At 29.2% G+C, this 19,980-nt stretch carries 22 protein-coding genes; 3 read left to right on the plus strand and 19 right to left on the minus strand.

Annotated elements, in window-relative coordinates:
* Positions 1-511: 511 nt before the first annotated feature.
* Positions 512-1,720 (minus strand): aldo/keto reductase, encoded by a 1,209-nt coding sequence (locus tag F3K33_RS13515; RefSeq protein ID WP_084670526.1) that lies wholly within the window; start codon positions 1,718-1,720, stop codon positions 512-514.
* A gap of 295 nt (positions 1,721-2,015) precedes the next feature.
* Between F3K33_RS13515 and F3K33_RS13520 the strand changes: the two genes are divergently transcribed.
* Positions 2,016-2,633, plus strand: coding sequence for a DUF2238 domain-containing protein (locus tag F3K33_RS13520; protein WP_031276028.1), 618 nt, complete (start codon positions 2,016-2,018; stop codon positions 2,631-2,633).
* Positions 2,634-2,759: 126 nt separating this feature from the next.
* Here F3K33_RS13520 and F3K33_RS13525 read toward each other — a convergent pair whose 3' ends face one another.
* Complete coding sequence (locus F3K33_RS13525; protein WP_039771058.1) at positions 2,760-3,776, minus strand: pirin family protein; 1,017 nt, start codon at positions 3,774-3,776, stop codon at positions 2,760-2,762.
* 694 nt (positions 3,777-4,470) lie between these two features.
* Between F3K33_RS13525 and F3K33_RS13530 the strand changes: the two genes are divergently transcribed.
* Entirely contained in the window at positions 4,471-5,070 is a 600-nt protein-coding gene (locus tag F3K33_RS13530; protein WP_039771060.1) for an acetate uptake transporter family protein, read from the plus strand.
* A 454-nt stretch (positions 5,071-5,524) separates the two neighbouring features.
* Here the strand turns inward: F3K33_RS13530 and tpx are convergent, their stop codons facing one another.
* Together tpx and trxB are read right to left on the minus strand one after the other, a co-directional pair.
* Positions 5,525-6,010: a thiol peroxidase gene (tpx, locus tag F3K33_RS13535; RefSeq protein ID WP_012058888.1), complete on the minus strand. Its 486-nt coding sequence runs from the start codon at positions 6,008-6,010 to the stop codon at positions 5,525-5,527.
* 45 nt (positions 6,011-6,055) lie between these two features.
* Complete coding sequence (gene trxB, locus F3K33_RS13540; RefSeq protein WP_023975614.1) at positions 6,056-6,964, minus strand: thioredoxin-disulfide reductase; 909 nt, start codon at positions 6,962-6,964, stop codon at positions 6,056-6,058.
* 693 nt (positions 6,965-7,657) lie between these two features.
* Here trxB and F3K33_RS13545 point away from each other — a divergent pair.
* Entirely contained in the window at positions 7,658-8,215 is a 558-nt protein-coding gene (locus F3K33_RS13545; RefSeq protein ID WP_039771064.1) for a DUF5662 family protein, read from the plus strand.
* A gap of 88 nt (positions 8,216-8,303) precedes the next feature.
* Here the strand turns inward: F3K33_RS13545 and F3K33_RS13550 are convergent, their stop codons facing one another.
* The 15 genes from F3K33_RS13550 to F3K33_RS13625 form a co-directional block, all read right to left on the minus strand.
* The gene (locus F3K33_RS13550; protein ID WP_023975616.1) at positions 8,304-8,999 is read right to left on the minus strand and encodes an alpha/beta hydrolase; all 696 of its coding nucleotides are present in this window, start codon (positions 8,997-8,999) and stop codon (positions 8,304-8,306) included.
* Complete coding sequence (locus tag F3K33_RS13555; RefSeq protein WP_039771068.1) at positions 8,978-9,607, minus strand: HD domain-containing protein; 630 nt, start codon at positions 9,605-9,607, stop codon at positions 8,978-8,980. The genes F3K33_RS13550 and F3K33_RS13555 overlap by 22 nt, the downstream gene beginning before the upstream one ends.
* Positions 9,608-10,376: 769 nt before the next feature.
* Complete coding sequence (locus tag F3K33_RS13560; protein WP_023975618.1) at positions 10,377-10,667, minus strand: MerR family transcriptional regulator; 291 nt, start codon at positions 10,665-10,667, stop codon at positions 10,377-10,379.
* Between the two features lie 121 nt (positions 10,668-10,788).
* On the minus strand, positions 10,789-11,076 hold the full coding sequence (locus tag F3K33_RS26780) for a hypothetical protein (protein WP_023975619.1): 288 nt from the start codon (positions 11,074-11,076) through the stop codon (positions 10,789-10,791).
* A 429-nt stretch (positions 11,077-11,505) separates the two neighbouring features.
* Positions 11,506-12,021 carry a GNAT family N-acetyltransferase gene (locus F3K33_RS13570; RefSeq protein WP_023975620.1) on the minus strand — a complete coding sequence of 172 codons (516 nt, stop codon included), beginning with the start codon at positions 12,019-12,021 and terminating at the stop codon, positions 11,506-11,508.
* A gap of 195 nt (positions 12,022-12,216) precedes the next feature.
* Positions 12,217-12,564 carry a TIGR04076 family protein gene (locus F3K33_RS13575; RefSeq protein WP_023975621.1) on the minus strand — a complete coding sequence of 116 codons (348 nt, stop codon included), beginning with the start codon at positions 12,562-12,564 and terminating at the stop codon, positions 12,217-12,219.
* Positions 12,565-12,676: 112 nt separating this feature from the next.
* On the minus strand, positions 12,677-13,612 hold the full coding sequence (locus tag F3K33_RS13580; protein ID WP_039771071.1) for a homocysteine S-methyltransferase family protein: 936 nt from the start codon (positions 13,610-13,612) through the stop codon (positions 12,677-12,679).
* A gap of 157 nt (positions 13,613-13,769) precedes the next feature.
* The gene (locus F3K33_RS13585; protein WP_012058900.1) at positions 13,770-14,033 is read right to left on the minus strand and encodes a hypothetical protein; all 264 of its coding nucleotides are present in this window, start codon (positions 14,031-14,033) and stop codon (positions 13,770-13,772) included.
* A gap of 13 nt (positions 14,034-14,046) precedes the next feature.
* Positions 14,047-14,280, minus strand: coding sequence for a hypothetical protein (locus F3K33_RS13590; RefSeq protein WP_039771073.1), 234 nt, complete (start codon positions 14,278-14,280; stop codon positions 14,047-14,049).
* 174 nt (positions 14,281-14,454) lie between these two features.
* The gene (locus F3K33_RS13595) at positions 14,455-14,931 is read right to left on the minus strand and encodes a hypothetical protein (protein ID WP_023976380.1); all 477 of its coding nucleotides are present in this window, start codon (positions 14,929-14,931) and stop codon (positions 14,455-14,457) included.
* Between the two features lie 78 nt (positions 14,932-15,009).
* The gene (locus F3K33_RS13600) at positions 15,010-15,402 is read right to left on the minus strand and encodes a cytidine deaminase family protein (RefSeq protein ID WP_023976381.1); all 393 of its coding nucleotides are present in this window, start codon (positions 15,400-15,402) and stop codon (positions 15,010-15,012) included.
* 155 nt (positions 15,403-15,557) lie between these two features.
* The gene (locus F3K33_RS13610; protein WP_039771075.1) at positions 15,558-16,052 is read right to left on the minus strand and encodes a kinase; all 495 of its coding nucleotides are present in this window, start codon (positions 16,050-16,052) and stop codon (positions 15,558-15,560) included.
* Positions 16,053-16,311: 259 nt separating this feature from the next.
* Positions 16,312-17,475 (minus strand): hypothetical protein, encoded by a 1,164-nt coding sequence (locus F3K33_RS13615; RefSeq protein WP_039771077.1) that lies wholly within the window; start codon positions 17,473-17,475, stop codon positions 16,312-16,314.
* A complete protein-coding gene (locus F3K33_RS13620; protein WP_017210572.1) occupies positions 17,462-17,953 on the minus strand; it encodes an RNA polymerase sigma factor in 492 nt (163 codons plus the stop codon). Before F3K33_RS13620 ends, F3K33_RS13615 begins: the two co-directional genes overlap by 14 nt.
* 692 nt (positions 17,954-18,645) lie before the next feature.
* Positions 18,646-19,812 (minus strand): stalk domain-containing protein, encoded by a 1,167-nt coding sequence (locus F3K33_RS13625; protein WP_039771080.1) that lies wholly within the window; start codon positions 19,810-19,812, stop codon positions 18,646-18,648.
* Positions 19,813-19,980 lie beyond the last annotated feature (168 nt).

Here is a 19,980-nt window from a genome sequence, read left to right on the forward strand (position 1 = left end):
TTAAACTTATTTAACTGAATTTATTTAATTAGTAACTGGAAGTAGGTTTTATGTAGAGAACTTAATTAAAACGTATACACAAAGTGTTTCCATTTACTAAACAACAAGAATTTGCTTATTAGATGACTATATTTACAAAGTTGCTAAAACTTTAAGTTCATATCTTCACTAGAAATCATAAATATATTTGTAACCACAAGGGTCATAATATGGAGAAAACATTTGAAAATGAGCTATCAATAATATTGCTTTATTCATTGGTGATTTCATTATAAACGAGAATTTTATAGTTATGTAAAGGACTATTTTTATGATATGCTGCTTGCGATGTGTATGCTTTACTTTATACATTGATAATACTCTGATAAAAAACCAAAGTAAACACCCATTTCTCTAAACATTCATATTTTAGAACAAAACGCAAATATTCAATATATCTTTTTATAAATATTTCTTTTATTCTTAAAAAAATGCAAAAGCCATCCATTTCACTGGATGACTTTCTATAGAATTAATATAGCTTAAATAATTTTACTGCTGTTTTTGCAATTTCATATACAGGTGTTTCAAGCTCTCTGCTTGCATTCTTAAGTTCTTTTCGAATTTCTATGTGCTGTGGACAATGCTTTTCACATTTACCACATTCAACACATTGTGAAGCGCTGCTTGGATTTTTACGCACTGCAGTACACATTAGGTAATTATGCCTGCCTGACTTTTTATTCTCAGAATACATAAGATTGTACGAATGAAAAGTTCCTGGTATATCTACCCCCTTAGGACATGGCATACAATATCCACAGCCTGTGCAGCCAACTTTAATATTTCTATTTAGCTCATTTTTAATCTGTTCTATTAAGTCAAAATCTTCTTTGGTGAATTCATCAACCTCCACATTACTTGCAATATCTATATTTTCACGAAGCATTTCAAGGGAGTTCATTCCTGATAATACGCACGTAACCTCAGGCTGATTCCAAAGCCATCTAAATGCCCATTCTGCTGGAGTACGTTTCTTTGAATTTTCCTTTATTATGTTCTTAGCTTTTTCAGGTAATAAATTAACTAATCTTCCACCACGTAATGGCTCCATTATAATTACAGGAAGACCTTTTTTATTAGCAGCCTTTAATCCTCTTTTTCCTGCCTGGCTATGTTCATCTAAATAATTATATTGAATCTGGCAAAAGTCCCAATCATAAACCTCCAGTAACTGAAGAAAAGTTTCTGTATTTCCATGATAGGAAAAGCCAACATTACGAATTTGCCCATTTTGAACTTTCTCTTTTAACCAATCAGCTGCGCCTAATGCTTTTAATCTGTTCCAAGTCTGCACATCAGTAAGCATATGCATAAGGTAATAATCAACATAATCTGTTTGCAGCCTTTTTAATTGTTCTTTAAAATATTTTTCTAAATCCTTATTTGACTTAACCATAAAATGTGGGAGCTTTGTTGCAATAAATATTTTCTCTCTACATTTATTTCTTTTTAAAATTTCCCCAAGTGTAGCCTCACTACCGGGATAAACATAAGCCGTATCAAAGTAATTCACACCGTTATTTATCGCTTCCATAATTTCTTTTTCTGCTTTATCTATATCAATGTTGGTTCCTTTTCTAGTAAAACGCATACATCCATAACCTAAAATTGATAACTTATTTCCATTTTTATCTTCTCTATATTTCATTTTTGAAGATTCCTCCACAGAATCCATCATTATAACCACCTCATCAACAATTTATATAATATATGTATATTATAACAAATTGAACTTTTTGCCAATAGCAGATCTAATATTCTTTCGTTAAGCAGAATATGGTAATTCTGACTCTAAAATATGATTGATTGTTAATTAATTTTAGTCTAATATTGTTGTTACCGCTTAGTAAATTGCTTTAATGATAAATATGCATTTGAAATTATAGTAAAGCAAATACTGAGTTCAGATTAAGATGTAGAAATCTAATTACTATAAAATCTAAATGAAAATTTCTAAGACAGGAGAATAGAAAATGAAAACTAAAAGAAACTATGTTTTTAATGACTACTTTGAGTTGTTTTTAAATGCTCTTGCTGTAATTTGTTCTATTTATTTTCTTATTAGAGGCGATATGCAAAGAACGCTTCAACCCATATTAATAATCCTAGTGTTAACTTTTATAAAAGTATTAATAAATAAAAGTAGAATTCCAATTTCGACTGGTTTAAGATTTTCTGTTTTAGCATTCATTTTTATTACTATGTTTTTTGCTAATGAATTTAAAGGTTATTCATTTATACCTTACCTTGATAAAATAGAACATTTGTCATCAGGGGTTATACTATTCTATATAGGTTCATTAATATTGGAGCTTATAAATAGAAATGAAACAAATAAGCTTAATGTGAAAACAATCATCCTTTTTAGCCTTTTCTTTGCAATAGCTATGGCTGGAGTCTGGGAAATTTACGAGTTTACAACTGATAGATTATTTGGTCTTAGAAGCCAAAATAATAGTCTAGTGGATACCATGGGGGACATTATCTGTGGAAGTATTGGAGCCCTATTTACTAGCATTTACGCTTACAAAAATTTTAAAGTAAACTTTAAAGTTTCATCAGAAGTTATTGGTGATTCTGACAACTTATAAAATAGATTTTAATTATATTTTTAAGATAAATGGTCTATATTTGCACATTAATTAAAGGCGTCTAGTAAATTTAGACGCCTTTAATTTTTTCTTATAGATTATTATTAATATTTTATTTTAAAAATATTATCTAAATTCTGTGGTTCCATCGGGATATCGTGCAAATCTCCCTTTTTCTCTTGGATGAACAAAATCGTCACGTTCCCATGGCCAGCCACCAAAGCCAGTGCTCTTGTAGTCTGCAAAAGCATCCATAATTTCTTTATCTGATGTCATAACAAAAGGTCCATAACTTACAACTGGCTCTCCAATAGGTTCTCCTTCTAAAAGCAGAATACAGCTTTCCTTAGCGCCATTTTCTATTTTTAAAACTTCATCACCTGCAAGTTTTACACTATTATAAACATCAATATCAGTTCCTTCAATCCTTATTGTCTCTCCATCATAGAAATAAATAGTTCTATTTAATGTTGAAGATACCTTTTGAAGTTCTATACTTGCTTCAGGTTCCATACGTATAATACATATTCTTACATGATTATTATCTTTACTTGCCCATGAATTAGGCGAAGGTTCTAGGCTCTTAGTACCATTATAGGTACCCGAAATAATTTTTACAGTACTTGTTTTTCCATTATTGTCTTTTGAGTTTATAACGGGTATATCCTCTGCCCAAAGCATTTTATAATGTGGTTCAACGAATTTATCTTTCTTAGGCAGATTGAGCCAGATTTGAAATAATTCTAGTGGATTTTCCTTTTCAGTATTAACTAAAGGGAACATTTCTGTATGATTACAGCCTCTACCTGCAGTCAGCCACTGCACATCATTAGCTCCATAGCGTCCTGTAGCACCAGCTGAATCAGCATGATCAACATATCCATCTAGAACTATTGTGACTGTTTCAAACCCTCTGTGAGGATGCTGAGGGAATCCTGGAATGGTATCCCCATGATACATATTCCATCCATCAATTCCTCTAAAGTCGTTGCCAATAGTTCTCCCATACAAAGAAGCATCTGGTCCCATCTCACCATTACCCTTTGGATAAGCATCCTTATGATGTGCACAAAATATAAAAGGATCACTTGTCTGCCACTGTGAACTTAGCTTGCTTATTTTAAGTATATTATTTTTTCCCATTTCGTAACCTCCCTTGATACTTCATATAATTTATAAATAATCTTTAATAATTCCCCTATAATATCAATCAAGTTAGAATTATCTAATTTTAAAAAAATATATTGATTAAATTTTCTCCATTTTATTATGTGTTACTTTTATAAATCCAATGAGATTTATAAAAGTAATTAATTGATAATGATTATTATTTATTAACAAAATTATAGCATAGCTTTCATGATTTGTATATTGCTTCTAATAATTTATTGCATTTTATTAATACGTAGTATATAAGAAAAATTTCTTTACTGTGTATATATTCTTTGCAAAGTCCGTAAGTCTATCTGAAATATTGAGCCATTTATATTTAATAAAATGAATTGAGAAAACTTTAACAATGAATTTCACGCTTTTTATGCAATATCGTAAATGAACAATATTACTATAGAATTATTTTATATTACATATTATTAATTTTTCCTTCTAAATTTTAATGAAATAGCGGTGAGACTCATATATTAGTATTTTTCAATACTAATATTATCTTATTAACTTATAAAGTAAAAAAAGGTTATTAAAGGTGATAAATAATTAACAAAATTGCTCGAAAAACGTTGATTAATTGTACTGTATCCTATATAATTATCTTTAAAGGATGGAAAAATAATCTTTTCTCCAAACTTTAAAATAATATTATGAAAGTGAGGGTATCATATTGAACCAGGTAAACGGAACGAAAGAATGGTCTAATCCTAGTCCCGCAGGCCTAGTTGCTTTAGCAGTAGCAAGTTTCTGCTTTTTTGCCTTATTATCAGGAAGAGTAACAAGCGGAGCCTTACCACTTCTTGGATGTTGGCTTATTGGAGGATTTGTAGTACAAGTTGTAGTTGCCTTAATTGATTTAAAAGGCGGTAATACTACTGGTGGAAACACATTTTTATTCTTTAGTGCATTTTTTATGTTAACGGGTGGAATTGAAATGCTCATTAAATTTAATGCGGTAACTAACGGAATTTCCCTAGATACGCATATGGATGGTTGGGCATGGTTAGTACTTAGTATTTCACTTATTATGTGGACACCCGCATTCCTCAAAACACCATTAGTGTTGTCGCTAATCATTTTAGCTTTAGATCTATCTTCACTCTGTATTTCTCTAATTGATTTAGGAGTATTACCAAAGATTTTTTCAAATATACCTGCCTTTGGATTATTAATAGCAGGTATTTTAGGAATTTATCTTGCAGCTGCAATTATTGTTAATACCGCTTTTGGCAGACAAATCTACCCTTCACCAGGTCCAATTATTAAATAGATATCGTCACTTTAACTATACTACTCTATTTATCAAAAAAGTAAATGTATACATAGAACAAAATCTCAGGTTCAACAGTAGCCTGAGATTTTTTATGCGTCTACTTTTTCAAACATATGTGATAAAAATCTAGTATACGAATATATTTTATTTTTTCTTCTACTAAAACTTAACTTTCCAGTTATTAGGTTTCATAATCCAGACCTACAATGTTCACAAATTATCTAAAGATATAATTTACACGAAAATAAAACTATTTTTATTATACTTTTTAAAGACTTTTGCCTTAATGGGAAGTTTCTATAGAATAAAAATAAAGACTAAAATCCTCCTATCTATAAATAATATTAGAGAACTTTAATCTTTATTGGTTTTTCTTCTTTAGAAGACATCTTATAGGTACACAAAGGATGCAAAGCTATAACAATATCTCAGTGCCCAATTAAAATTCAACTTACTTTAATGCATTTAAAGCAGCTTCGTAATTTGGTTCTGATGTTACTTCCTCGCAATATTCTACATGAGTAACCTTGTTATTTTCGTCAACTACAAATACTGCTCTTGTTAGCAGCCCTAATTCTTTAATGTAAGTTCCGAATTCCTTACCAAAGCTCCTATCCTTATAATCTGATAATGTTTGAACTGCATCAATGCCTTGATTTCCGCACCATCTTCCTTGTGCAAAAGGTAGATCCATTGATACTACATATATCTTTACATTGTTTAATTTTCCAGCTTCTTCATTAAATTTCCTTACTTCAAGATCACATACTGGTGTATCTATTGATGGAACACTTACATATGCTCTCTTTCCTGTAAAATCTTTCGAATTAACAGCATTTAAACCATTATCTGTTACTACGAAGTCTGGTGCAGTATCACCAACTTTAATTTCTCTTCCTTCTAATGTTACTTCATTTCCTTGAAATTTAACTTTCATAATTCATTCCTCCTAAATTATTAATATTATATTTTAACTATTTTCTTAGTGGTTTATCAAATATTTTTCTGCCCCATATATACTAACGGCTCCATCAGCAGCAGCTGTAAGTACTTGCCTAACTTCTTTTGCTCTAATATCTCCTATGGCAAATATACCATCTACATTTGTTTTACAGCTTTCATCTGCAATAATATAACCACTTTTATCCAAAGCTACTAAGTCTTTAACTAATTCTGATGATGGATCACTTCCAATTGCTACAAAAACACCATTAACTTCTAAATTATCTATCTTACCATCTTTATTATTTTTAATTTCTATACCACTTAATTTTTCTTCTCCATTAAGTTTTGTAACTCCACTATTCCAGATTATTTCTACATTATTTGTTTCAAATAACTTTTTTTGTGCAGATTTATTTGCTCTAAGTGAATCTCTTCTGACAATTACATATACTTTTTCAGCAATTCTTGAAAGATGAAGTGCATCCTCTACTGCTGTATCTCCACCACCTACAACAGCAACTACTTTTTTTCTAAAGAAGCCTCCGTCACAAGTAGCACAGTATGATACACCTTTACCTGTAAGTTCTTCTTCTCTATCAATTCCTAATTTTTTGGGCTTTGCACCCATTGATAAGATTATGACCTTACTTTCATAAGTATTCACACCAGTTATAACTTTTTTTATATCTCCATCAACTTTTATATCTATTACTTCTTCATATTTCATAATGCTTCCAAAATCTTTTGCATGTTCATACATAGTATTGGCAAGTTCTGAACCTGTTATGCTGCGAAAACCAGGATAATTTTCCACTTCATTTGTAGTAACTATCTGGCCACCTTCATATTGTTTTTCAAGCATTAATGCATCTAATCCGGCTCTACCTGCATATAATGCTGCTGTAAGGGCAGCTGGTCCTCCTCCAATTATAATAATATCTTTCATATTACCAACACCTCTCCTAATAATCATTTATATATTCTTTGATAATATACAATTTATAAAAATTTCAATAAGTTGTTCTAAATTAATAATTAAATTTTATAAAATTAAATTTTGTTATATTGTATTTTGTAATATTATATTAACTTTATTGATAAAATTAGTCAACTGTTTTCCAATAAAAAAATTTGATATTTATTAAAAAATTATTGTGTATAGATAACATAATCATAAACTATACTTAGACTATGAAATATCTTTCAATCAGAAATCATAAATATATTTCATAGCTTTTTGGAACAAAAGTGCGTTATTCATTTCGATGAGGCACACTCATAAGTTCAGGTATTAGTTTAGTTATCTATAATTCTTAGATATTTTCATTATTCTTATTCTGAGTTTAACCTCTTTATGTTTAAACACAAAAAATATATAATATATATATTGCAAAAATAATCCTTCATCATAATTCTAAAAATATTATAAGAATTTTATCCGTAATTGTGAATTGTGAAATGTGCATTGTGAATTGCAAAATATATAGCAAAACTATAGCCTAGGTCTATAAATATAACTCACCGAAATTAGTAATATAATTTTATGATAAGTATCTTAATAGTGTTTCGAATCAAAAATATTTATTACTTCAGTTGATTTAAACATAAGCCTAGTTTCAGATAGGAGAAAATAAGAATTATGAATTTTATTAATCATTTTAAAACTATAACTAACCATAAACTATTAGTTATGAAATATTGTTTTAAAGTAGGTTTATATAAGCAAGGATTACTTCATGATCTGTCTAAATATTCGTTTGTAGAGTTTTCAGCTGGAATAAAGTATTATAAGGGGTATGCAAGTCCTAATGGTGTTCAAAAAGCTGTTGAAGGATATTCATCAGCATGGCTACATCATAAGGGTAGGAATAAGCATCATTTCGAATATTGGATTGATTATGGAGTAAATGAAGCAGAAGGTCTTAAAGGAATGAAAATGCCTGTTAATTATGTTGTAGAAATGTTTATAGACAGGGTTTGTGCTTCAAAAAATTATTTAAAAGAAATATATACTGATGAAAGTCCTCTTAGTTATTACGAAAACAGAAAACATTATTATGTATTACATGAAGATGTACGTGCTCTTTTAGAAGATTTGCTTAATAAACTCGCCAATGAAGGAGAAGACAAAACTTTTACATATGTTAAAAACAACATTCTGAAAAATACAGAAAAATTTTATAGTAAAACACTCTAGTTTATTTTAGTTTTCTTTGAGCTGCCACCCACTATGATTATAGCCTATTATAAGCTTGGATTTGTAGAATGCAAATCCAGGCTTACGTTTAGATGTATTTTTCCAACCACTTTGTGATAGCTCGGGATTGTTCCTCTGTATGAAAATCATGTTCACTTCCAATTGATACGGTTAAATCGCTATTAAATTTTTTTGAAAAATTATCTATAACCTCATGACTTTGCAAATTATCTTCTGATCCATAAATAATTGCAGTAGGTATATTCCATTTATTAATTGAGTGTTCTTTCACATAGCTGTAATAATCCCATGAAAGAGTTTCAATTGGAGTATATATTTCCTTTTTTTCTCTAAGTAACTCTTCTGTAACATTGAACCATTTGAACATTTTGCATATAAGATGCTCCATATCAACAATTGGTGATTGAAATAAGCATTTCTTTATTGGAAGATTCTTATATGCGTGCAAACTGAAATACGCGCCAAGACTGCACCCAAATAAGTTTATTTCTTTCCAATTTTCTTGTACATATGCTCCAATTTTTTCGAGATCATGTACTCCATTCCAAACATTGCATAGATAGTTTTTATCTTTCCTTTTACCATGTTCTGGGAGATCAAAACTAAGAACCTGATATCCTCTTTCTGATGCTATCTGTGAAAACTCATGTGCACTTTCTTTGCTAGACATTTTTCCATGAACAAATATATATATTTTATCTGAAGGTTCTCCCCATAAGATCGCTGGAATGTTATCTATTTCTATTTTACTGGTGGTTTCCATAATGGCGCCTCCATAAATGTAGTTTCTTTTATATTAGGAAGAATATCATATATAGAGCAATTCATCTGCTTTTCAAAATAATCTTTCATTTCAAATGTTGCATTCCAACGTTCTACTGTAAATGGAAATGTTCCATAGCGTCTTGTAGTATTAACAAACCGCTTTTCTAACATACAAAATCCTTGAGCGTCAGCAAGTGAATCACAAAGAATTAATAATCTATCATAGTCATCATAGGTTAAATCATTAATATATTTTCTAACAAATTCACTTTCTTCATCACTCATATCATTTTGTCCTATTTCTTTATCAAAGTCAGGAACCGGAAATGAATGTGTCAAACAAATTCTTCCTACTTCATCCCACCCCTTTTCCAACATAAATTTATATCCATCAATGCCATGTCTTCTTGCGCTTATACCATATCTTCTACCTATATCATGAAGAAGTCCTAGCACATAAGCTTTGTCTGGATTAAGATTACTACATTTTTCAGCAATAATTTGTGCTGCTAATCCAACATTTATAGAATGCTCTGTCCATGGTCCTTGATTTAATTGTCCTGCTATTTCTAATTCTTTTTCAGCCACTTCTCTACTTGGAAACATATTATCCTCCTAAACGTATCATATAAATTCTAATTTATTATCCTGATTTCAGTTGCTTAAATCATTATTTAATACTCTATGAATATTATGTTTGTTTATAAGTAAATTATAGCATGTTTTGTAAATGTTATACTATTATGTTTTCTAGTAGTACATTTTTTATTTACTGCATCAAATATTAATTAGATCATCTATATTTATCGCTAAATATATCACAAATAAATATTTCATCCTTTAAATTTTCAGATTATATTATTTTTTAAAAGCTTTTCAACATCTCTAAGCCTCCATGTTTCCTATAAATTGTTAACCTTTTTTATTCTTAACTTCTTAACTTTTTTTCTTTTTTCTTCTTAAATTCGCTCATTTTTAAATTTAAAAAAAGTTTTATTTAAAACTATGTTCCTTTAAAAGAATGTTTAATGGAAACTTTGAAAATTTATTTATTTTTGACAAGGTTTAAATTATGCTAAACCATATAGTTAAATCTTGGGCTTATTATATTTTTAAAGCTTAAATATAATAATATGCTAAGAAACAATATTCCAATTTCAATTAAGTTTCCGTCAGATACTAAGTATGCTATACACAGCAAAGGAATAAATATTATTATATAAGCAACTATATGTATCGCTTTCCATACAGATCTTCTTTCATCTCGAAACTTAATGCTTACTAATCTATCTATATAGATTGTGCTTAGAATGGTAAATATAAAAATTATTATAAGATCATGTTATACCTCCATAACAAGAAAATATCACACTATTCATATATTGTTTTGAACTTCCTTATTAATCTCAGCAATTTTGTCCTGTAAAAACTTTTTAAGCAAGTCAGCATCTTCCTTATCCATAATGGCTTTAATTTCTTCTAACTTCAATCCATATTCTTTTAATTCAGATATAGAAAGAAGTTTTAAAACCTGTTCATATGCATAATATCTGTACTGAGTATCTCTGTCCACATACATAGGTTTTAACAGATTAATCTCATCATAATAACGAAGTGTCTTAGTTGAAACTCTCCCAATTTTAGAAAACTGTCCAATGGTGTACACAATTAATTCTCCTTCCTGTCGACAATCATAGTATAAACCTTCCAGTTAAGGTTAAAGTCAAGAGGTAATTTTATTATTTATATTTTAATTTTATCTTACGAAAAAATATTGTCTTAATTCTTTATTTAATCCTGCTAAGTTCATCTAAAAATGCTGGTTTCTTTCTATATAAAGCTATTAATTCATTAACTATTGGGATTTGACTTTGCTTTCCTGGAATCTTTTTATATTTTTTAATTATTCTGCATACATTTTTATAATGACTTCTATTTACAGCACGACTTGCTTCAAACATTATGTATTTTTTATAAATTTCTATAACCTCATCTTTAAATTTAGACATTAAAATTTCTGCATAGCTATCGATACTTGTTGGATTGTCTCTTACATATTCCATTATTTCATCCAAATCATTTTCTTCTAATATTATCTGAAGAAAAATACTCTTAGCTTGATAACCATTATGATTTTTAAGTTCTTGCTTTAAATCACTATAGAAACTTGTTTCATTTTCTGTGATTTCTTTTAATTCTTTATAATATTCAAAACTCCCCTGAAGTAAAAGTTCTTTAGCTCATACCTCATAGAAAGTTCTTTGTATGAGGTATATCTTATTTTTTTCCATTTTAAAATTAATCCAGCAAATCTAATCTTTTCGCTATTTCTTCTATATGAACATTTTAAGTTTCACAACAACCTCCATAAGTTTTAGAAATAAAATACTTATGAATACATTATGTCACTAATAGAGATATAATAATTCTAATCCTTTTAAGAAAATCTATTAATAACATAATAATAGTCTAGCTTTGCCTGCTTAGAGAAATTGAAACTTGTGTTATCTTAATACATCTATTTCAAATCCATATTCATGAAATGTAATGTTTGCGTCAATTGTTTCTTCATAGATTCCATCTACCTGCCTTAATCCATTTTTTAGGTATAAATTTATGGCTGGTTTATTTATATTAATAACAAAAAGTCTTAAATATTTAACGTTCATCTGCTTAGTTAGTGTAATGGCATGCTCAAGCATTATACTGCCAATTCCTTGTCTTGAATAATCAACATTAACTCCAAAACGTTCAATATATAATGCTTTAGAGTTGGGATTCTCCCATTTCACACAACTTTCTCCAGCATTTGATTCACATAATGCAAAGGAGCCAACTATATTATCATCTTTCTCAACTAGCAAATAAAGGCGATTATTTTCAATATCCTTGCTGAAAAACTCACACGGATATATTTCGTCCCAAATTGGTATGTTGTTTCTATTCATATTATCAATTATGTTTCCATACACAGCTTTAAGTCTGGGTAAATCATTTAAATTAGATAATCTTAAATTCATATCAATTCATCTCCAAATGACTATTTATAATGTTCAATATTAAATGCTTACAAATTCAGTATTCAAAGGTACATTTTCCATTCTGCCACCTAACTATAGAACAAAATTCAAATTTCAATTCCTGTTTTCCAGATTACTAAACTGAAATTTATATATTCGGACTATCTTTAAGCTTAACATAATATAAATTTAAGCCTAATCGAAAAACTTCCCTGTATAAAAATTCTCATTTTCAAGTTTCTTCGCCGTCATTCTAAATATAACGCAGCCATCTGGACATACAACATCTTTAGTATACTTGCTATCTCCACCAATATTCTCTAAATCTCCACCACTTCTGACAGCCTCCATGATTGGAAACATAATCATCATTACTTTTGAGCAAATCCCCTGTCCATCCTTATTTACAGGACAACCATAGGTGCATGTATACTTATCTCCAACTTCCTCACCATTTCGGCAATACCTCTCTGTGTGGTCACTTCGAATAAATCCTGTTACCTCAATTTCCCATTCGTACTCTTCATCATACCATTTTTTCATAATTATCCTCCATATTATAACTCATATATTTGTTATTATTTAACATTCATTTCCCATTTTTGAATCAGAGATATTAGATGCCTTCTTCTTTTTATTTTAATTGCATCAGATTTCATACTTTTTTACACTTTAACCTTTTCGCTATTTCTTCTATATGAGTATTGTCAGTTCCACAACAACCTCCTAAAATTTTAGGAACAAAATATTTATATAAATCCATCATGTCATCAGCAAGACTAACACTATCAGAAAATTTCAAATCAGTAGAATTATCTAATTCTTCTGGGGATAATGGCGAAGTGTTTGCTTGTATTCCATGAAATCTTTCTTTAACTAATTTTGTTTTATTGAAAGAATAAGATAAAGATTTTTTTAATATTACTGGATGAACACAGTTTACCATATAGCAAATAGGCTTTTTAACTGTAGCATTATCTATATGTAAAATTGCGTCATTAATAGTAGTTCCATCTATTAGCCGTCCATCATCCCTAATCATAAAACTAATTATATATGGCAATTCTGTACTTTCCATAGCTTTTGCAATTCCAATTGCCTCAGATATCGCAGGCATAATGCCTGCAAATAGAAAATCTACTCCCGACTCTTTAAATAAATTTGCCTGCCATGAATGGAATTCCTTTGCGTCATCTATTGATAAGGCATCACTGGCTTTGTATGCATCCCCTTTGCATCCCATTAAACCACCTACAAACAACATATCTATCTTTGCATTACTTTTTATTCCTTGCAGAAATTTCACATTATCTTCTATTATTTTTTCAGTAAATTCAGATTCTACGACACGCTCTTTATTTGCTCTTCTTGTAGGTGTTGTCGCAATAAATGGTAATTCATATTTTTCAGCAGTTTTTAAATATTCTTGAAAAATGCTGCACATGGCTTGTCTTGAATCAGAATTATAAACTAACCCAGCCATCGCAACCTTCTCATCAAATATAATATTAAATTCTCTTTTTAATCTTTCTCCTAAAGCTCCCTCCATTAAAATAGATGAAGATTTATCAAAGCAAGTTTGAAAGTCCATATATACTCCTCTTTACATTTACTCTTTTTAAAATTTTTCACGCTATTGACTAGATATTTAACTTACAGCCACTCATTAAATTTCATATATAACAATAGAATATTTTATATTAAGTCTACTACTGATTATATTTATTATATAAACACTGCTTATACGCTTATTTTGATGCTAATGAAAAAATAATACCATATAAAACACATCCTAAAGGAAATAATATAAATATGCTTCCTAAAATTATTGAACCTATATTAAATGAAAAATTTAATGCACTGTCTTTTGTTTTCATCTGTTTCAAGTATATTTTATTCATCGCTATGCCTGTACCACCGATAATTATCAAGCCTGTTCCTATAAAACAAATAAGAGCAATGATAATTCCAATTATAGCTGCAAAGAATGGAAAGAAAATTATAAATCCCATTAAATCACCTCTCCTATAATTTATTTAAAATGAATACTCCTGCAATCAAATAACACAATGTTATCAAAATACCGACCCACATATGTATAGCAGAAAGTAACCAATAACTAACTTTTACTTTTTTATCTGATGTATCAAAGCGTTTACTCATCTTCATCCCTTTATGCCCTCTAATTATTGCAATAACAGCAAAAAATAAAGCGGCTATAAATGCTAAAATGATGATTACATTTCCTAATTTTATCATTCTTTTCCCCCTTTTATCTAAATAGTATTCTTATTTTTTTCAAGCTTAAAGTAATGCTTATACTCTTCATAAAATTATTCTATCCCAAGTAATTCAGAACTTTTATGATCTAATAATGTATCATCTATATCAAAGAAAATCATCTCTTACCTCCATTTGTCAAAAACTATTATATTACATCGTCTCATGTTCCATCCAATTCTCACTATGATTACTACATTCTGCGCAACTTAGCGAAATGCATATCCATTCAAAACCATTAACCCAATCTTCTTCTGAAAAAGAATCATCGTTACTGACACATTCGTCGATAAAATCCTGTTTTCCTTGCGAATAAATTTCCATTGATATTACGAAAGCATCTTCTTTACATTTTTCACAAATTACTTTCTTAAATAATTGGGTTCTATCTAAAGAATCATACTTACATACAAAACCGTTCCATCCATGCTTTCCGGCATCAAAAATACTAATTTCTTTATTACATTTTTGGCATGTTGCCTTTACAATCATTTTGTTGTTACTTTGATAAACATTAAAGTTCTCAGTGCCACAAGAACATTTTAATTTCCCTTTTACTTTATATTCGCTGTTATTGGAATCAGCTAATTGAAAAGACTCTTTAATATGACTAGGAATAGGATAGTTCATTTTATTCTTTCTCCTCTACAAATTAATATTGATAATAACCAGTATTTAATTAGAAATTATAATTCAAATATCGCAAAACTATTTATATCTTGGATATTCTGGAAGCAGGTCAATTAGCTTGATTGACCTTCCTTGATTATCAAGTAATATTTCAATGTTATCTGAATCTTTTCCAAGATGCATCATAAATTCTCTGCATGCGCCACAAGAAGGTATAACTTTACCATCCTTATAAACAGAAACGACTTTATCTACTTCGTTTTCTCCATGTGTGAGCATTGTTGATAAAGCATTTCTCTCTGCGCACATTCCTAATGAACTATTTGTATCAATACAAATTCCTGTATAAATATTTCCTCTTTTTGTTAGCACAGCTGAAGCAACGCTTCCAACCCACATTGTACTTGAAATTTCATGTGGATTTATTACATTAATGGCTTCTTTATAAAGCTTTTCCCATATTTGTTCCATATTGCTCTCCTTAATCTTTAATTTAGTATTTATAATAATACCCTTCAATATCTCTCGTATTCTGCTGTTCCGATGGAACTTTATTCTTTTCTCTTTTCATAAACTCAGGAAAATCTTCCATTCTTCAATCACTCCTATAAATTTTAATTTCTACTTTACTTTATAACGTCTCGATAGATTATATTAACTATTTCATTTAAGCTTAAATCCTTATGTAAGCACACTTCTGAAATAGCATCCGATAAATCTTTTTCGTTCCACCATTCTCTCATTTCTTTCTCTCCAAATTCATGTGAATTGGACTTTTGCCTATGACGATTTAAAGTTTCCTCAAATGGTATATCAAAATAATATGCAAAGATTTGATTGCCGAATTCGTCTGATAAATCTTGAAATAATTTTTTATACCACTTTGAATTTAAAATTCCTTCTAAAATTACTATATTACAATGGCTCTTTCCATATAGTACAAGTTCAAATATTAATTCACCTGCTTTTGGATTGGGTCCATCTTTTGCAAATAGGATGTCCCTTCTAACAACATCTTGCGAAATTAGCATTGTGTCTTGTCCAATTTTTTTCTGCAAGGCTTTTCCTGTAGTAGTCTTACCACTTCCAGAATTGCCTCTTATAATTATTAACTTCGCCACTCTTTACCTCTCCATCCCCCAATGTCTTTCTGTTTTGAGTTAATTAAACCGCTGTCCATATCTAACTAATTATAACATATTCTGTAAGAATATTACGAATTAAATATTAAGGAGAATTGGTTCTAATTTATTTTTTTATAAAAATAACAACACTAAATATCTAAAAAAAATTAGTGTTGTCCATTACAAAGCAAATTAAAACCATGAAATATCATTATAAGATACCTCATGGTTTTATAAGCTTTAAAAAATAGTGTGGTTACATTATCATATCTAATACTGTTTTTTCATTAATACCACCTTCAGTTGAAATTGAATATGATATATCATCTTTTTTCCATGTTGCTAAGTTATACTCTTCATTTTTATTTCCTTCAAGAGTTATGTCTATCCCATTTACTTTTACTGTATTCTTAACTTGATAGGTATTATAATCTCCACTTATATTATCAGTGCTTTTACCTGCTCTGAAAATCATATTGTTATTACCATTGTTATAATCTACTTGTATCATTTCATTTGATATAACACTTACATTTTCTACTTTAAATCCATTAGGCAATGTTTTTAATGGATTTACTTTCAAATTCAATGCTTTTTCCGCTTCATCTAATGTCTTATATTCTTGACTATAACCTACATTTTTGTCCATTACAACCGATGTACTAGAGACACTATCATCTGTATTATCTTCTGATATTTTATTTTCTTTTACATCTTCTGGAGCTGTTTTTTGATCTGTGCTTGTTGGATTTTTTTCTTCTTTATTATTAATATCATCTTTATGATTTGTTTTTGAAGAAGTATTTGAATTTTCTATAGCCTTATTATCAGTAGCTTTATTATCATTATTTTTATTTTCGGGTGTCTGCCTCTTCTTTTCCTCTGATACTGAGTTAGATTGTGAGTTGTCTTTTCCTTCCTGCCCAGCTTTTGAGGCATTATTGGTATTTTTGTTCACATGATTACTGCCATTATTATAGTTATTATCATTTTTATTATTATTTCTATTATTTTGATTTACAGCTATCTCTTCTTTATGATCACTGTCAGATGCTTCTTTACTATCATTATTATAGATCAATTCACTATCATCACTAGATTTTAAGTCATTATTCTTATCCTCATGATTTTCTTCCACTTCAGTCTGTTCTAAATCATTAGACGAATGTTTGAAAAGCATAGGATAACTTTTAGCTACACTTAAACATATAAGTATTGCACCAAAGGCTGCCGCCATTTGCATATTTCTTTTAACATTATATTTCTTTACTTTTGGCATAGTAGTTTCAACTTTTATTTCTTTTTCTTCATTATTATCATTTTTATTTTCAGCCAAAACATTTTGGAGTATTCTTTTTTTCATATCATCATTCATCACTATTTTATTTAGTTCTTCTTTATATTTCTTACTCAAAATCATACTCCTCCTTCAGCTCTATTTTTAACATATTTCTTCCTCTGCTAAGTAATGATCTTACTGTAGCTTCTTTCTTATTTACTATATTTGATATTTCAACCGTAGTATAGCCTTCATAATAATATAAATGAATAATTTCTCTATATTTCAGTGGAAGTTTCATAACCTGATTTAAAACATTGTTATCTTTATATTCATCATAATAGGGCATATCAGTTAACTCTACATGCTTTTTAAACCATACTGATTTCAACTTATTTTTGCATATATTTCTGGTAACACAAATAAGCCAATGCTTTTTGTGATCGTCGCTTTCAAATATCTCTATATTTTTAAGCAATTGTACAAAAACATCTTGAACAGCATCTTCTGCATCGTATATATTTTTCATATATGAATATGCAAGCCTCAGCAGCATATCTCCATAATGATCTAAATCTTGTGAAATAATTTCATCCGTACGCAATGAAACATCTTTCATTAAAAAACTCATCCTTCCATCCAGTAGCACAACAATGTATTGTAGATATTCAACTTTAAAACTAAATTTATGTGGTAACTTACCGAAATCATAAATATTTTGTTCCGAAAAGCTATGAAAATATCGCCGAAGATTCTAAGGTGTAGATTTCACCATTTTAGCAACTAAATATCTTTATCTAATAAATACCATATGAAACGTTATAGTATTGCTTAAATCTATATTTCAAACTGTTTATCCATAGTCCCAAAATTAACTCTTCCTTATTATTCATGTCTCTACTTATGTTACTTGTTATTTAAATTTCTTTCTAATACAAGTTCTGATTAACTTACTTTATTTAATTATAATTATAATAATATGTAATGAGAATTATTTGCTAGAATATATAATCATAAACTTGGTTAATATGTATCTATATTTTTTTACAAAACCTGTTTTGTACCTCTAGATAGAAACAAGATACATATTTGCTATGGTGTTACTTGAAATTTATCTTAATAAATATCCTTAGATAGAGGTTGTCCTAGATATTGCATCTCTAAAATTTGTTTATGAAATATACATAAATAGATAAAACCTTCGTCTTCGAACATTCCAGTAAAAATTTCATCAATCCATATGAAGAAATATGTATTGAATTTCTATCATTTGGGGCACAAATTAGGTCTTTGTGTTGATTTTCTGTATAACTAAAAAGTACTTTTTACAATATTAATAATATCATCTTGTTTCATACCATCATTTAGTGAGATAGAATATGACATATTGTTTACGCTCCAAACAGCAACCTTAATAAGATTGTCATCTCCTTTTACTTTTACATTGATTCCGTTTATACTTACAGTATTATTGATTTTATAGTTGTTATAATCACCACTTATATCATAAGTTCCTTGTCCCATTCTAAATATAATGTCATTTTGTTTGTTTACATAGCATATTTGAAATAAATCTCTTGATATAGTATTTATATATTTTATATTGTATTTACCTAATAATTCTTTTGGCACTGTAATCTTAAATTTTAATGCTTTTTGTGCTTCGTCTATAGTATCAAATCTCTCAATAGGACTTATTATATCATCTGCATCTTCAGGTTTATTTACTACAGTAGCAGCTGGTTTACCATCCCATTTTCCATTTTCATCTACTTTATATCCATCTGGGGTTACTGCGCCTGCAGCCATTTCTCCATTATTTAATAAATAGTACCAATTGCCATTAGTTTGAACCCATCCTCTTTGCATTATGCCATTATTATTCATGAAATACCACTTATTATTTATTAACTTCCATCCTACTGCTAACTCCCCATTAGCTGAATAAATCCATTGTCCATCTTTATCTCTTACAAAAAAGCTTCCTACTGTTTTTTGATCACTGAATAGAAAATTATAAAAATTAATTGGAACATACACCATATTATCCTCTATTATAGGTTCTGCACCTAATTCATGCATCATAGTTAATCCTATTGCTTTGCTGCTTGAGTAATAATAACTATCTTGTCCCACATAAACATTTGTCTTAATTGTACCATTATCTAAGCTTATAACTTTATTATCCTTATCTGGCTCAACTTTAAACCCAAGACTCTCTGCCGTAAATTTTAGCGGAACCATAATTTTTCCCTTATATATTGAAACTCCGTTTCTTCCAATTTCAATATTTTTTCCGCATATTGCTACCTTATTTATATCAACATCCTTAGGTGCATAGTTTGATATTGGAACAGTATCAGAAATAATATTCGCTGGATTAGATTTGTGCCTTGATATATCATCTGCTGCAAATGCTTGAGCTGACATCCCCACAATTGTTACTGCTGTTAATAAACCTATCATTAATTTTTTCATAATCTTATCTTCTCCTTCTAAGCTCGCACAATCTAATATTGTATTTATTTTTATGTGCTTGCATCTTAATTTTTCATTTTAGGCACTTGAAAGAAAATAACAAGTCCAAAATTGCCATGGGTATATCATTCGCCAAGAAAGCGGATATCACTCATAGTGGACCGGACA

It is taken from the genome of Clostridium beijerinckii (assembly GCF_008705175.1).
Classification (GTDB): domain Bacteria; phylum Bacillota; class Clostridia; order Clostridiales; family Clostridiaceae; genus Clostridium; species Clostridium beijerinckii.